Annotated in this window: 17 protein-coding genes; 8 read left to right on the top strand and 9 right to left on the bottom strand. The window is 44.3% G+C overall.

Features of this window, described 5'->3' with window-relative positions:
• The first annotated feature begins 299 nt into the window (after window positions 1–299).
• Entirely contained in the window at window positions 300–1,649 is a 1,350-nt protein-coding gene (locus L4C36_RS14605) for an ISNCY family transposase (RefSeq protein ID WP_428478537.1), read from the top strand.
• A 729-nt stretch (window positions 1,650–2,378) separates the two neighbouring features.
• Here L4C36_RS14605 and L4C36_RS14600 read toward each other — a convergent pair.
• From L4C36_RS14600 to L4C36_RS14580, 5 genes are all read right to left on the bottom strand, one after another.
• Window positions 2,379–2,651, bottom strand: a complete 273-nt coding sequence (locus L4C36_RS14600; RefSeq protein WP_428478535.1) for a hypothetical protein — start codon at window positions 2,649–2,651, stop codon at window positions 2,379–2,381.
• A 141-nt stretch (window positions 2,652–2,792) separates the two neighbouring features.
• The gene (locus tag L4C36_RS14595; RefSeq protein WP_428478534.1) at window positions 2,793–3,137 is read right to left on the bottom strand and encodes a hypothetical protein; all 345 of its coding nucleotides are present in this window, start codon (window positions 3,135–3,137) and stop codon (window positions 2,793–2,795) included.
• A gap of 80 nt (window positions 3,138–3,217) precedes the next feature.
• Window positions 3,218–3,544: a hypothetical protein gene (locus L4C36_RS14590; RefSeq protein ID WP_428478533.1), complete on the bottom strand. Its 327-nt coding sequence runs from the start codon at window positions 3,542–3,544 to the stop codon at window positions 3,218–3,220.
• A gap of 15 nt (window positions 3,545–3,559) precedes the next feature.
• Complete coding sequence (locus tag L4C36_RS14585; RefSeq protein ID WP_428478532.1) at window positions 3,560–3,703, bottom strand: hypothetical protein; 144 nt, start codon at window positions 3,701–3,703, stop codon at window positions 3,560–3,562.
• 123 nt (window positions 3,704–3,826) lie between these two features.
• Window positions 3,827–4,858, bottom strand: a complete 1,032-nt coding sequence (locus L4C36_RS14580) for a cytosolic protein (RefSeq protein WP_428478531.1) — start codon at window positions 4,856–4,858, stop codon at window positions 3,827–3,829.
• Between the two features lie 482 nt (window positions 4,859–5,340).
• Between L4C36_RS14580 and L4C36_RS14575 the strand changes: the two genes are divergently transcribed.
• The 3 genes from L4C36_RS14575 (at window position 5,341) to L4C36_RS14565 (ending at window position 7,788) form a co-directional block, all read left to right on the top strand.
• The gene (locus tag L4C36_RS14575) at window positions 5,341–5,532 is read left to right on the top strand and encodes a hypothetical protein (protein WP_428478530.1); all 192 of its coding nucleotides are present in this window, start codon (window positions 5,341–5,343) and stop codon (window positions 5,530–5,532) included.
• A gap of 15 nt (window positions 5,533–5,547) precedes the next feature.
• Window positions 5,548–6,795 carry a vWA domain-containing protein gene (locus tag L4C36_RS14570; protein ID WP_428478529.1) on the top strand — a complete coding sequence of 416 codons (1,248 nt, stop codon included), beginning with the start codon at window positions 5,548–5,550 and terminating at the stop codon, window positions 6,793–6,795.
• A gap of 504 nt (window positions 6,796–7,299) precedes the next feature.
• Window positions 7,300–7,788 (top strand): YbhB/YbcL family Raf kinase inhibitor-like protein, encoded by a 489-nt coding sequence (locus L4C36_RS14565; RefSeq protein ID WP_428478536.1) that lies wholly within the window; start codon window positions 7,300–7,302, stop codon window positions 7,786–7,788.
• Between the two features lie 122 nt (window positions 7,789–7,910).
• Here L4C36_RS14565 and L4C36_RS14560 read toward each other — a convergent pair whose 3' ends face one another.
• The gene (locus tag L4C36_RS14560) at window positions 7,911–8,261 is read right to left on the bottom strand and encodes a DMT family protein (RefSeq protein ID WP_428478528.1); all 351 of its coding nucleotides are present in this window, start codon (window positions 8,259–8,261) and stop codon (window positions 7,911–7,913) included.
• A gap of 479 nt (window positions 8,262–8,740) precedes the next feature.
• Here L4C36_RS14560 and L4C36_RS14555 point away from each other — a divergent pair, with 479 nt between their 5' ends.
• From L4C36_RS14555 to L4C36_RS14545, 3 genes are all read left to right on the top strand, one after another.
• Complete coding sequence (locus L4C36_RS14555; RefSeq protein ID WP_428478527.1) at window positions 8,741–9,760, top strand: hypothetical protein; 1,020 nt, start codon at window positions 8,741–8,743, stop codon at window positions 9,758–9,760.
• A gap of 148 nt (window positions 9,761–9,908) precedes the next feature.
• Window positions 9,909–10,283 (top strand): response regulator, encoded by a 375-nt coding sequence (locus tag L4C36_RS14550; protein ID WP_428478526.1) that lies wholly within the window; start codon window positions 9,909–9,911, stop codon window positions 10,281–10,283.
• A gap of 242 nt (window positions 10,284–10,525) precedes the next feature.
• Complete coding sequence (locus L4C36_RS14545) at window positions 10,526–10,804, top strand: hypothetical protein (protein WP_428478525.1); 279 nt, start codon at window positions 10,526–10,528, stop codon at window positions 10,802–10,804.
• A 134-nt stretch (window positions 10,805–10,938) separates the two neighbouring features.
• Here the strand turns inward: L4C36_RS14545 and L4C36_RS14540 are convergent, their stop codons facing one another.
• The 3 genes from L4C36_RS14540 to matP form a co-directional block, all read right to left on the bottom strand.
• Window positions 10,939–11,343, bottom strand: a complete 405-nt coding sequence (locus L4C36_RS14540) for a PPC domain-containing DNA-binding protein (protein ID WP_428478524.1) — start codon at window positions 11,341–11,343, stop codon at window positions 10,939–10,941.
• Window positions 11,344–11,541: 198 nt separating this feature from the next.
• Window positions 11,542–11,847, bottom strand: a complete 306-nt coding sequence (locus tag L4C36_RS14535) for a DUF3634 family protein (protein ID WP_428478523.1) — start codon at window positions 11,845–11,847, stop codon at window positions 11,542–11,544.
• Window positions 11,848–11,911: 64 nt separating this feature from the next.
• Window positions 11,912–12,370: a macrodomain Ter protein MatP gene (matP, locus tag L4C36_RS14530; protein WP_428478522.1), complete on the bottom strand. Its 459-nt coding sequence runs from the start codon at window positions 12,368–12,370 to the stop codon at window positions 11,912–11,914.
• Window positions 12,371–12,587: 217 nt separating this feature from the next.
• Between matP and L4C36_RS14525 the strand changes: the two genes are divergently transcribed.
• Window positions 12,588–14,279: an AAA family ATPase gene (locus L4C36_RS14525; RefSeq protein WP_428478521.1), complete on the top strand. Its 1,692-nt coding sequence runs from the start codon at window positions 12,588–12,590 to the stop codon at window positions 14,277–14,279.
• The last annotated feature ends 25 nt before the right edge of the window (window positions 14,280–14,304 follow it).

The raw sequence follows: 14,304 nt of genomic DNA, 5'->3' as shown, positions 1-14,304 counted from the left end.
CGATGTTAATTACCTATTTTATGGTAAATAGCCAATACTGTTAAATGCTTTTCTCATGAAACAACATTTGAAAGCCAACCGATAGACGAGGGAAGTAGGCAAAGGCTCAAACGTTAAGTAAACCCATGATAATCATCAATATCAGATACCTTATTTAACATAAGATAGATTATGCGCACCATGGTTGTAGCTCCAAAGCTAAAGTGTCTCTTTTCTGCAAAGTGAAAATGTCCTGTTTTTCCTATGGTGATCAGACTCTGTTCTGGTCTATATGAGATAAACAATCGATGTTGGTAACCATGAATGACAAAGAGATCCTTCGCCTTGGCGCTATTCGTGATGTGTGCGCCAAACGCATTCGACGTGTTGATGCTGCACGAATCCTATCAATCAGTGTTCGCCAAGTTCAACGACTGCTTACACGGTTTCGTCAACTTGGCGCAGTTGGTCTTGTCCATCAACGCCGAGGTAAACCATCTTCAAATAAAATCTGTGATGATGTTCGATACCACTGCCTGAAACTGCTCAATGAAAAGTATCCTGACTTCGGCCCAACGCTAGCACATGAAAAACTCGTTGAGCTTCATGACATCCACGTTTCGTTGGAAACATTACGCCAATGGATGATTGCCGATGGTCTCTGGGTTCCCCATGCCAAACGCAAACCCAAGATCTACCAACCTCGCAACCGGCGTGAYTGTYTGGGTGAACTGATCCAAATCGACGGCTCCCATCATAACTGGTTCGAAGACCGCAGCCCGCACTGTTGTCTGTTGGTTTTCATTGATGATGCCACAGGTAAACTGATGAACTTACGGTTCAGTGAAACCGAGTCCGCGTTTGATTATATGGCCGCAACCCGTGAATACCTTGAACAACACGGCAAGCCGACGGCCTTCTACAGTGATCGCCACGCAGTATTTCATGTCAGTAAACGGGATGCAAAGACCGAACGACTGACTCAGTTTGGTCGTGTATTGCATGATCTGAACATTGAACTCATCTGCGCTAACAGCTCACAAGCCAAAGGCCGTGTCGAACGGGCGAATAAAACGTTACAGGATCGCTTAGTGAAAGAAATGCGGTTGCAAGGTATCGATACTATCGAGCAAGCCAATGCCAGGCTCCCCGACTTCATCGCTGATTTCAACCGGCGCTTTGCCAAACCCGCTAAGTACCCAAAAGATATGCATCGTTCAGTTCGGGAATCCATTGATGAGCTTGATGATATTTTTGCCTGGCAAGAACTGCGTAAGCTGTCTAAATCGCTGACATTTCAATATGATAAAGTTGTTTATCTTATTGATCCAACAGAGGAAAACCAGCGATTAGTTAATCAGGTCGTAAAGATATTGGATCGGCCAGATGGCACCATCGCCATTCAGTACGGCCATCGAAAACTCACGTTCAAAGTATTCGATAAACTGGCTGACGTTGACCAAGGCCAGATAGTCGACAACAAACGACTCGGTGCAGTCCTGAAATTTGCTCAAGCCAAACAGCAAGAATTCGAGCAACAACAAAAACGCGGCCGCAGCAAAAAAGCCCCGAAACGTACCGCCCAACAACGAGCCATCCGACAACTTGAAGCATTGAATCCGGTATTGGTTCACCCGGAACAATTCAAAGCCAGCAGGAAAAAGACCTGACTTCCCTACTCTACAGCCAATATCGAGGCAGGATGAACTACCTTGAAAAGAGACATTTTAAACTGGGAAATCAGGCAGACACTTTAAATTGGGATAAACAGAGATATGGTTGATGCCAGTTGTTACGGGGGTAAATTCAATATTCAGCGGGTTGTTGTTACGAATGCCGCGTGGTGTATCAGTGTTATTCTTGTTCACATCGGTGATTGTCTCCACAAATCATGTCCATGATTGCCTATTTGAAACGGGCTGTGGTGTATTGCTGGGTTTTTCAGCGGTTTGGTGTGTGTATTTGGCTATTTTTTTCGTAGAAATCACCATGTCGTGACACCGTAACAGTTAAGTAATAAAAGAGTCAGTACCTTCTCATGTTCACGCATCCACACCGGTAACCATCACACCATTGTTGTCACTACTTACCGCCGCCTAACCACTGGCATTGGTGGCATTGTTCGTGGTGAACGGGGTTTGCAATAATTCCATTATGCTTCCCCTTATCCGATCACGTCTTCGACGGCATCAACGTTGTTCGATGCCCATACCACGGCACCGGCAACCATTAATGCAAKCACACCTGTGATCACATAGCCCTTTGTTTTTGCATCCATGTTGTTTGCTCTCTGTTGGTTTACGTAAAAGTCCCCTACAGAAAAGCAAGTGATTCGRTTTTAAGGCAAACACAAAAAAGCCCGCGAAACCTATAGGCTTGCGGGTTGTTGAAAATGTGATTTAGATCTCTCCTAGCAGAGCATACATTTCTTTTCTAAGTTGCTTAGCTCTAAATGACCTATATTCACTATCAAGAGCCTCATTATCAAACATTTCCTTCATTTCACTGATAGATTCAAATATTCGATGATAATTTTCAGAGTCATCCTTTAGCAATTTAAATATTTCAAGGTATTCATTTATATATCTGTATGGCACCTGCGGGTTAGTTGTAATTGGACTCCAGAATTTCACCTGAGTAAGCATCATATCAACGTCTAATTTCTTGCTCATTACATACCTCCTGATTAATCTTGACAACTCAAGATTACAGCGCAGAAGGCAAATGTAAATCACTGATTTTAAACAGCTATTATTATTGATAGTGTAGTTCTCAATAATATTAAAATTCGTGAGTGGGGTCACAAAAATCCATCAAAGTAAATCGTAATCAATAGCAACAAAGAACATACATAGGGTAAATACAACTATCATCCATAATATTGCTGGAAATGGATTACCATTTTTTGCTTCAGCGGCTAGATATGCATTAAACTCTTTTTTACTCTGTCGTCTCCCATGACTAGAACTAAGATTATGTTGCCCAATTGGAGATGTACCAGTTTCGACATACTGCTTTGCAGCATTTAAAGTTGTTACAGGCCCAAAATCATGAGACCCTGATTCACTAATCACGTACCAGCCTCGACCATTTTTTTTTATTTTTCGACCGTCAGATACAGAATAATAGCCAGCTTGTATTCTAGAAACTTTAATCACAGTTAAACCATTCCCGCTTAATTGATTTAACCAAATAAAAGCACATACTCTCATTTAATTGTTTGATTTGAATCTTATTTTCATACATCACAATCAAATTCATCAACAATCAATGTATCGAGATCTCGCAACTCAGTAAGCAAGTACCCCACAAACACATCAAAGTCTTGTTCGGTCAACGCGGTACCAGTACGGTCTAGGTAGGAAAGACAACGTGTCAGAGCGTGGCGAATAAGCGGATAGTTTAACGTGACCTCTACACCAAACAGGCCTATCTCCGGCTCAAGCTGGGCAATGACTTCATCTAGGCGCTCAAGCAAGCCATAACCGTAGGCAATGGCCTGATTGATTTCCATTTCACGTTTGTAGAATTGGATGAATTGATTGGTGACGAATGGCTGATTCATTAGCGGCCTTATTGGCTACCAGCGGATCACGCCTTTCTTGTACGCTTTCCCATCCTGCAGAATGTACTCAAGTTTCTGCAATGGGATGATCTCGCTGGCGGGAATGCCTGTTTTACGTTGTAGGTAGTGGGAACTATCATCGGCATGTTTCATCATCATGAAACATGCAAACGGGTCGTTTCCTCTGTGTTAAAAAAGGCTGACTTCCCTACTCTACAACGTTAATAGAGAGATGGGAGGACAACCTTTTTGGGTGACGCATGAATTGTGACGTGGCCGTTTTTACGAAAGCTGTCTCAGCTTATGTTCGACCAATGGATCATCCGGCACTAACAGTTGGGCCATTTCCAGTAATTGAATCGCATCTTTAGGATGTTCATCCTGGTGTTTAAGTGCAATATCAATCAGAGGCTGCACATCAATTTGCGCTTGGTGCTCCTGCACATGTTCTTCTTTTTCAGCGGCAAGAATATTGTGCGCCGTGCTGAGTAAGCCCAAGCGATGTTCAGAATTGGCGTTCGCCTTATTCAAGCAGCGGTAATAATCTTCTTTGAAACGTAACGTTCTGGTTTGCTGACGGAACTGAGCAATGTCGATTTTTTGATGACGGATAAAATCGATCGCTACCTGCTTGTAGAAACCAAACTTGTTTAAATACGTCGCATGGGTACCATGGCCCATACCGAAGACTCTCAGGTGCGTTAATTCCGGATAGCGTTTTGCGTGCAAGCGATCGATATTATTGGTTGGATCATAAATGATGTACCCCTTCGCTTTGCCTAAGTCCAGATCATGGTAATCACCGGTCCAGTCAAACTGCTGCGCGATCTCCGTACTGGAACGTGTGTCCCATGGCGCCTTTTCCTGATTTTTTGTACTAACAGGATGGAACAATAACACCTGATCAAGCTGCAACAAGTTTGCAAATGCACCAATCGCAAAGCCACCACGACTCAGGCCATAACCCAAACGATAAGTGAACGGTGTTAGCAAGGTGGAGAGCTGCTCAAGAAAGAAGATCAAGTTTCTGTTGCGAAACCAGTTACTTTTCCCCAAGTGCTGAAATGAAATGATATTCACATCTTGCTTTTGCGCTAAACGGTACCCCCAAGGGGCAAAATCTTCATGCAGATCGTGCTCCTTGATGTCGGTACCGGCAGGAGAAAAAGTGAACAGTAATGGTTTGTCCACATCAACAAATTGATACTTAACATACACATCGCCCAGTAAGTCTCCCCCGGACATGGGTAGTTCAGCTTGTTGCTGTGAACGTGAATGGCTTAGCCAATCATCCAGCCAATACAGTAATTTCATCTAAGACTCCTATAATAACAACCGACGAATTGTATCAGAGATGGTGACGATAAAGAAATTTGATTAACCGTATTCTGACGTAAACGTAAGCACCTGGTGCCAACACACAAAGCGTATTTTTTATTGGAAAAACAAGCCAGTTTTGAGTGGGTGACGCTTACGTTGATCTCTTTATAAATGAATGGATAACAGTATCAATGAGCCCGTTAATTTCAATTTCAAGCACACTGATATATGTATATCTCACTGATTGGTGTTGTTACGGCGTCACAATTAGTGCGTGTGCGTGCATTACCCACACGCCTAGCCTACTTATTAGGCGTGTGTGTTATCAGATACCCCATTGTTAGCGTTAATCCGACATCTCCCTCATTGATTTGTTTGTTAATTGCTCAACTCTGGCCTAATCCGGTGTTTGGTTATCGGCGTTATACGAACGGTTCTACACATGCGTCTGAATTTGCATTCGACCACACAATCCGATGCGTATTGTTGTAATCCGTGGGGTTATTCTGGCGGGTGAATGCCAGTTCCCTATCCGTCTGATTTACATCATTCGCCAAACGTTCTTAAATCATTACTTCTTCTCCGCTAATCTCTCATTCATGGATTCAACACGCCGTCCGTCATTGAGTGATTTAATGCGCAATTTCACCTTACCGCTGTATCCATAACCAACAGGGAAAACGATGAGCCAATTACAATCGGGGCAAAACCTGGTGATTGATCGACACCAATTTGATGTCAACGTGATGATTAATGCGGGCACAGTCCCGCTTAATGAGATTGATGTCTCTGCCTATCTATTGGGTGCCAATAAAAAAGTGCGATCAGATGACGACTTCATTTTTTACAACCAGCCAGCGTCTGAAGCGAATGCGGTGCAACTAAAAACGATTACGGGTGGCTTTGCTTTTTCATTTGATGTGTCACGAATTCCGTCAGACGTGATCGCCGTTCCCATCACGATTGCGATCCATTCAACGCACGCATTTAGCGATGTGGCCAGCGTGTCGGTCAGCGTGAATGGTCTGTTTTCGTTCTCACCAAACAATCAGTCGATGTCGGAAAAAGCACTAATTTTAGGTGAAGTGTACAAGCACAATGATAAGTGGAAATTCAAAGCCAGCGGCATGGGGTTCTATGGAGGGTTAGGTCCATTAGCGATTAACTACGGCGTGGATGTTGCAGGCGAACCGAATGAAAGTGACACTGTAGCGACACCGGCTGTCTCATTGGAAAAAACCATCGCAGAAAAAGCTCCGCGCTTAGTTAATTTAGCTAAATCGGCCACCGTTTCATTAGAGAAAAACAACCTCACCAATATTAAAGCACGCGTTGGTTTTGTATTAGATTGCTCTGGCAGCATGTCCGGTCAATTTAAAGATGGCCATGTGCAGTCGGTACTGGATCGCATCGCAGTACTTGCCGTGCAATTTGACGATGACATGGCGTTGGATTTGTGGGCTTTTGCCACAAAATTTAAGAAGTGTTCCGATGTAACGCTCAGTAATATTGATGGCTATATTGATCGTATTGCTAGTAAAAAATGGTTTCTGAGTGAAATTGTAAAAGGCCTTGGTTTTGGCAACAACGAGCCCCCTGTTATGGAAGCCGTAGTTGAACACTACCAACACTCAACCGTCCCCGCCTATGTTATTTTTATTACCGACGGCGGCGTTTACGAGAATAGTAAAATTGAAAAGATTGTTCGAGATGCATCGGACAAGCCTATTTTCTGGCAATGTGTAGGATTAGGTGGCCATGGATATGGCGTCTTAGAGAAGTTGGATGACATGGGTGGGCGCGTTTGTGATAACGCAGATTTCTTTGCGATCGATGATTTTGCGACGGTCAAGGATGATGAGTTATATGCCCGCCTACTCAATGAGTTTCCATTGTGGCTGAAAGACGCGAAAGCAAAAGGCGTTTTATAAAAAGGCACCCTATAAACCGTTATTAGAATTGCATGGTGATACTGGTCATGTCGTGGTTGTTGTCATGTTTATTGCAATGGCCGGGGCCAGTATTATCATCCGCCTTAAAAACCAGAGTGACGGTGTAACTCAAACGAACCACGCTACGTTACCCTGTGACGTATCAGTCACCTCTGACATACACTTTCCGTTCAAAACACCCTTCTCGCTATCAAACAATATGCCATTAATGATTCATCGGTAAACACGCTAATACATTGATTTTAAATATATAAACCAAACATTCTGTTACAGCGTAACTGGGCGGTAGTAATAATATACCTTATGTTACCGCTCGATGAGTTGCACAAGTGATTCCCCCCGCCTACGCTTACCCATGCAATTATAGATGAAAGAGGTACAAGAAAAATGACCCGTCAAAAAACGCTACTTTTAGCTTTAGCCATACTGGGGAGTACATCTTTATCTTCTGCCAGCGCGTTGGCTTTGAGTCAAACCGATGAGATGACCCTATCTAGCGCGACGGTTGAAAATGGTAAAACATTAACCAAAGCACAAGTATTTAATCAATGGGGATGCACAGGCAAAAATGAATCGCCTGAGTTAAGTTGGTCAAATCCGCCTAAGGGCACGAAGAGTTTTGCGGTGACGATGTATGACCCAGATGCGCCTACTGGTAGTGGTTGGTGGCATTGGATGGTGCTTAACATTCCAGTAAAAGTAACGTCTTTATCGGCCCATGCAGGCAATGTCAGTAATGAATTTTTACCGGAAGGTGCCAGCCAAATCATCAATGATTTTGGGTTTAAAGGTTTTGGTGGTGCTTGTCCGCCGGCAGATGCAAAACCACATAATTACACCATTACCGTTTACGCCTTAGATGTGGAAAAGCTGGATCTACCTGCGAATCCAATGCCAGCCTATGGTGGATTCCTTATCCATCAGCACATGATTGGAAAAGCTGAACTGGTGGCACCTTCATCATTACGATAAGGCCTTGTTTATATTAGTTTATTTATATAACGATATCGTTTATAAGCCACGGTATTTCATCATCTTTTCACGTGACGCCGTCACATGAAGAGCAACGAAATACCGTGGTATACCCTTTCTACTCAGGCAAATTTGCTGCGAAAAGCAAAATAAACAGCCCCTACCAAACACAATCCTGCCCACAAGTAGTCCAGTTTCAATGGTTCTTTGAGATAAAAAACCGAGAACGGGACAAACACCATCAGCGTGATCACTTCTTGCATGATCTTGAGTTGGCCAACATTAAACACGCTATAGCCAATGCGATTTGCCGGCACTTGCAGCATATACTCAAACAGCGCTATCCCCCAACTCACTAAGGCTGCAATGATCCAGGGTTTATTATTTAGCTCTTTTAAATGCGCATACCAAGCAAATGTCATGAAGATATTACTGCAAAAGAGTAATGAGATGCTGATAACGATGGGATTCATGTTGTTCTCTATTGTTCCAATATGCCGCTCAGTCACGAGGGGGGGAAAGCCCCTATTTTGAGCGAGGTAAAATTGGCTGGAGTATGGCGATTTTTAATTAAATCAGCAACATAATTAGACGATGTGAACGTGCATTTTCTACTGAGATGCTTTCTTTTTATGGCAGTGAATATTGTTTAATAGAAAGACAACACTAAAATTATAGTGCATTAGACGTGTGATGTGATAACAGCCCTTGTGCAGCGGTAAGGTCACTTGTTTCTTGTATAATATCATTTAAATTCATTGAGTTAATGCGTTTTCTCTCACTTTGCCATCCACCAGCCTCTTTTGATGTTATTCCATCCAAGCTGCTATTTTTATTAGCAATTTGTCCTGCGTGCTCTATCTTAAAGGTATGCGCATCGGTTAATATCCACCAGCGGCATATGATCACTATCGCGTGAGATCTTCTCTCCGAAAAGGAGTGGCACTATAAGATGAAAACGAGCAGAAAAAGACTTATCGCCCTTTTATTCCTCCTCTTTCCGCTATTGGTCCAAGACGGCGTCGTGCCGCTCTATACGCCAGAGTTGCCCTCGCTATCCCATGGGAAGCATGAAAGCACAACGGGAAATACAGGAGATCGCCCCTCTTTTATCTCGATGCAACGGGAAGCTTTTGAAGCATCAAAAGATTTATATATTGATATGGGGATCATTCCTGAGCATAAAGATGCGCTTATTTTTAACCCAACATATCAAGACAATCTACTCTCTCTACCCGAACAACACATACCAACACTCGCGGCAACGGCTAAAGTTGCCTTGGCTTCTTATGCTTATGACTTCCCTCCTTTGCTCTTCGAGAAGATGAGGACCTTACGCAAAAATGCATCCTCAGTACCACAGATGGTGTTAGCCAACAACGCACCGCAATCTTCGCTGTCATCAGGGCAAAGCTTCCGTCCATCAATCAATAAACAAAGCAGTCAAAGCGCTGCAGGAGACCAAGTAACAGCGCCTTCATCATCGTCTGCAGGGAATGCCCCCTCTGCTTCAAGTGATGTCTCAAGCGAGAGTGAACAAAACGATGAGACAGGTGACAATGAGGGTTCAGAAAGCGTATCTGCATCGTCAGAACAATACACAGGCTCTCCGGTTCCAGATTCACTCAATGCCGCTGACTCAGATAATGAAGGCAATGTCGCCACGTCAAATCATGTTGAAAGCCATGAACAAAGCCTTTTACAAGATAATGTACAAGATGGCGAAGCATCGGGAAATGCCGCCCCCCCTCATTCGTTTGAGCATATTGAGACTGACGATATTTTCCAGGCGATGACAGCGCAAGATCCCTCTTCCGTCATATTAGTGAATGCGCCCATTAAGCCCGACTCTCTCTCTGCAGATGAAATCATGCAGACGATCATTCATGAACCGTCCTCGTTGTGGTTTTTCCTGTTATTGCCATTAGGGTATTGGGTGGCGCGCAGCAAGCTAAAAACGTATTCAACGTAAGTGCCTGGATCGGAATAGTGATTATTGTGAGGTTTGTCATTTTAAATTGATCGCGCTAAATTATGATACCTTTATCAACGATTGCCGCTTTGACATAGCGGACAAAGTTTGGTTAACAGGTAAAGGTTCATACAAGGAAAGTGACCCAATGAAGCGATGTATTATCATTGAAGATAATAAGATGATGGCGACAATCCTTGCGCAGTTATTACGTAAGTGCGTGACGTCGTCACAAGTGTTCTACGCGCCGAATGCGCAACAAGGGTATCAACTGTTAACGAAGCATGAGGCCGACGTCATATTTCTCGATCTGAATCTGAGTCAGCCATTAGACGGTATCGATGTGTTAATGAATATTCGAGAGATCTACTCTGACCTTCCTATCGTGATAGTGACCAGCGACAGTGAAATGGATACGGTAAAGAAAGTGATTGCGCATAATCCGACAGATTATCTGATCAAGCCGCTGTCCTTAAATAAGCTGCAACTCTGTTTAGAAAAAATCTTCCCGTCTCCGCAATAAACTCACGCATGCATGATAATAGCAGGCTCTCAACAAGGGATGGATGATCACATTTTGCATAATATGCCGTTATTCGCTAACGCGTAGAATATAACAAGTGATAGCATTTTTGCATATTCGCCGATTACCCATCTCAACACGATGCAATCTAACTTATTGACAAAACTAAAAATGGCGAGATAATGCCATCTTTCCTCGTTTAAGCATGATGCTTTTTACCATCACCTTTTTAGTAGTACAGTATGGCCATTACAATAAGAGACATTGAACAACATTATTACATGATCGAAGAATTAAAATCGCTAACAGAGAGTAACGTAACCACCAAAGCGTTAATCAAAGGCGGTTATTTAGCGGTCGACCTCGGCAAACAACTTGAAGATGAAAAACAAAAACGTCTTGCAGCAGAAGCCGCATTAGTCGTCCTGCAAGATAAAGTAAAAGCCTATATGACAAGTCAACAATCCTTATTACAAGCCGTCGCAAGCGTACCTGCGCCATCGTCTTCACCTATACGCTAATACGCTAACGTTGTCATTTATCCATTCTTCAGGCATTTTACCTATTAACTGTCCGCCATACGCTTGCGTCTCTACGTATTATGGCGGGCATACTCATCATTACATTCACGTGATCATCAATTCGCTTTACCGCTTTATCGTGGTGTAACCACCAGCTCGGTATATCCCGTTTGAGGATCGAACGCTCTACAGAAAGACAGGTTCTCATAAGCCGCAAGACAAACCTCTGCGGTATGAGAGACCATACTCCCTTCCATCAGATGCCCGCCGCATACCTTTCCCTGCGCATCCGCCACCACAATATGAAGATGCACATGTTCAGGTGTTAAGGTTCCCACTAAGCTCACAATTTCCAGAGGCCCAGGCAAACTACGCACATGGTTTGCATTCGCTAAACGGATCTCTGCGTGTGATAAACAGCCTATACCGCTCAGTAAAGAACCGGCTTGCAAGTGATGCTGCTGTACATAGGCCTGAATAGCCATTTTAAGGTCTTGCCCTTGGGTGAGACGAAAGGCATGCGGTATTAACAGACTCATCGCGTAGAAGCTCTCCTGTGTACTCGGCGTCAGTCTCTTCGTCAATCAAAGACACACCGAAGACACGTTAATTGAATGAATAAAGAAAAGGGTCGTAGGAATGATGAGCCGCGCCAGAAACAACAAAGGCTTCCGAAGAAGCCTTTTAAGCGATAAGCCATCAAAATGTAAGAGAAAAAGTATAAGGCTTATTGCCCGTTAAGCGCGTTTCCCCCGCTTACGGGAGCCCCCATTATGAGGAAAGACGTTATGGATACGCTGTTTCACTTTGCCCGGCACCGTTTTCGAGAAAACCAGCTTGGTCGTAAAGCGTGTTTTATACACTTTAATCTTGCCAGAGAACGGCTGTTTCTGTGCGATATCTTTACAGCCAATCAGGAAACCACGTGGGATATTCCCTTTTTGCTGAACCAGTTTGCCCTCTTCAAACTTCAACATCATGGCAGGTCGGTCGATAAACACCAGCACGAACACGGCAACCGCCAGTAAAGCCACATACCACATAATGCACTCCTTTGGCCTATACAGCCCAAAGTGACAGGGCCATCAGACAACGTGGGCTTAATGATTACTCCAGGTCGAAATCAAGCAACTCATGGAGATCGTTTTTAATATCCAGTACCTTACGGCTTGCTCGCTCCGTTTTACTGGACTCACTCAATAAGTATTCAATGGTATCTGACAAGGTGCAATCGAGTTCTTTGGATTTTTCAGCCAATCTCTCCCAAACGCGATAATCAAGATCAATTGATTTTTTACGTGTATGCACCTGCTCAGCATTGAAGTGGCGCTTTCGTTTTGCACGAATGGCTTGTTTGAGCTTGTTATCCAACTCAGGCGACATATGCTTGTCTATCCATTGAAGGACGCGCGTTGGCTCATACTCAAGCGCCAGTAAGCCATTCACGGCCGCTTCGGCTTCACTGGTATCGATGTGGCAGGTAATGGCACACCCTTCTTTCCACTTTTTCACCAAATAATGCCATTTCCAACCGGCTTCCAAGTTTTCAAGCTGTTGATATTTCATAGTCGTCTGAGATTCTCGATAAGTCTACACTTAATGGTGACAGTGTAACTGTAGCCCCCATAAAGCTCAATTCCCTTTTAATATTTAAGCGATTGTTTTTAAGTCGTTCTCACTCTCACTGCAAATCACCGAAATAACATTACGCTTAGCTATTATGCAGCTATTGAATCCTTTATACTGCTGTCTTTTTCACACTAACGACATAAAGCACAAGCCCATGCATGAAGAAACCTGGCGTACAATGACTCCAGACTACACTGAATACCAAGCTATCTTGGAGCAGTATGACGATCTCTCCCCAGCTGTTACCGGAACATTACAAGATCGCCTTACGGATGCAGTACGCCGGTTTACCGCTGTCGAACTTCAACCTCGCGTATTGCGTATTATTGCGCCTGATAACAAAGTGTACCGCGATTACATCAGTGAGCTTATCACTGAGCATGCTCAACGTGATAATGTAAAGCCCATTATCGTTGCCGGTGAGAACGTGACCGAACAAAGTCTGTTTGGTGCGGTTTATCCTCCCATTGAAGATAAGCACATCACGAAGCCACAAGTGAAGCACGGTTTAGTGCATCAAGCACACAATGGCTATCTCATGCTCTCTGTGGGGTCTATCTTAGCTAACCCTAGCTTATGGCCCCGTCTAAAGAGTGTGTTGATGAATGGCTCGCTGGAATGGCAGCCTATCTCCCACAAAACGCTATACCCGTTACCCCCAGCAGAACAACTTAATATCAAACTGGTGTTGATTGGCGATCGCTACTTAATGGGCGAGCTGGACAACGCAGAACCGGATATCTCATCAGGCTTCACGATGTACAGTGAGTTTGAGCAAGACTTGCTCATTGATGAAGACAACTTACCCCTGTACCTCGCTTACCTTAAATCCATTATCAATAAAGCCGGCCTGCCTGATCTTGCTGATGATGAAGCACTGCGCGTACTCCTAAAAACCGGTGCCCGCCATGCTGAAGACCAAACACGCGTTCCGTTGTGTCCTATCTGGCACCAAAGCTTATTGTGTGAAGCAGCCATTGAATCTCAAGGCCAAGCCATTACTGCCACACACCTGAAAGATTCGATTGATGCCCGTGAGTACCGCGAATCTTACCTGCCTGAGCGCGCCATTGAAGACATTCACCATGGCCAAGTGCTGATTGACTGCCAAGGCGAAGAAGTGGGTCAGGTTAACGGCTTAACCGTTGTTGAAGTGCCTGGACACCCTCGTGCGTATGGTGAGCCAGCCCGCATCTCTTGTGTGGTGCACTTTGGTGATGGTGACATCTCTGACGTGGAACGCAAAGCGGAGCTGGGCGGTAATATCCACGCCAAAGGCATGATGATCATGCAAGCCTTCCTCAGTACCGCGTTAGATTTAGATCAAGCCCTGCCGTTCTCTGCCTCTATCGTGTTTGAGCAATCCTACAGTGAAATTGATGGCGACAGTGCCTCACTGGCTGAACTGTGCTCTCTCGTGTCGGCTTTGGCCATTCAACCGATTAATCAACAAATCGCCGTGACCGGTGCCGTTGACCAATTTGGCCGAGTACAGGCCGTCGGTGGCTTGAATGAGAAAATTGAAGGCTTCTACAAGATCTGTACTTACCGAGGCCTGACAGGCGAGCAAGGGGTTATCTTACCGAAAACCAACTTGACCCACCTGTGCTTGAATGACGAAGTGCTGGAAGCCATTAAAGCGGGTCAATTCCACCTGTGGGCCGTTGAAAGCGTAGATGAAGCCATACCGCTGCTAACGGGGAAAGTCTTCCGTAATGAAGATGAAGAAGATGACAATACCTTGCTCGCACGCATTGCGTTGCGTATTGATGCGTTCCATCATGGTATTCATGACAATGAAAGCAGTTGGTTAGGCCGTATCCGTAACTGGTTTGTCCAGCACTGATCCGAGTTGTTTGGCGTACACGTGT

The organism is Photobacterium japonica (assembly GCF_050337005.1).
GTDB lineage: Bacteria > Pseudomonadota > Gammaproteobacteria > Enterobacterales > Vibrionaceae > Photobacterium > Photobacterium japonica.
This window is presented reverse-complemented; position numbering and strand designations above follow the sequence as displayed.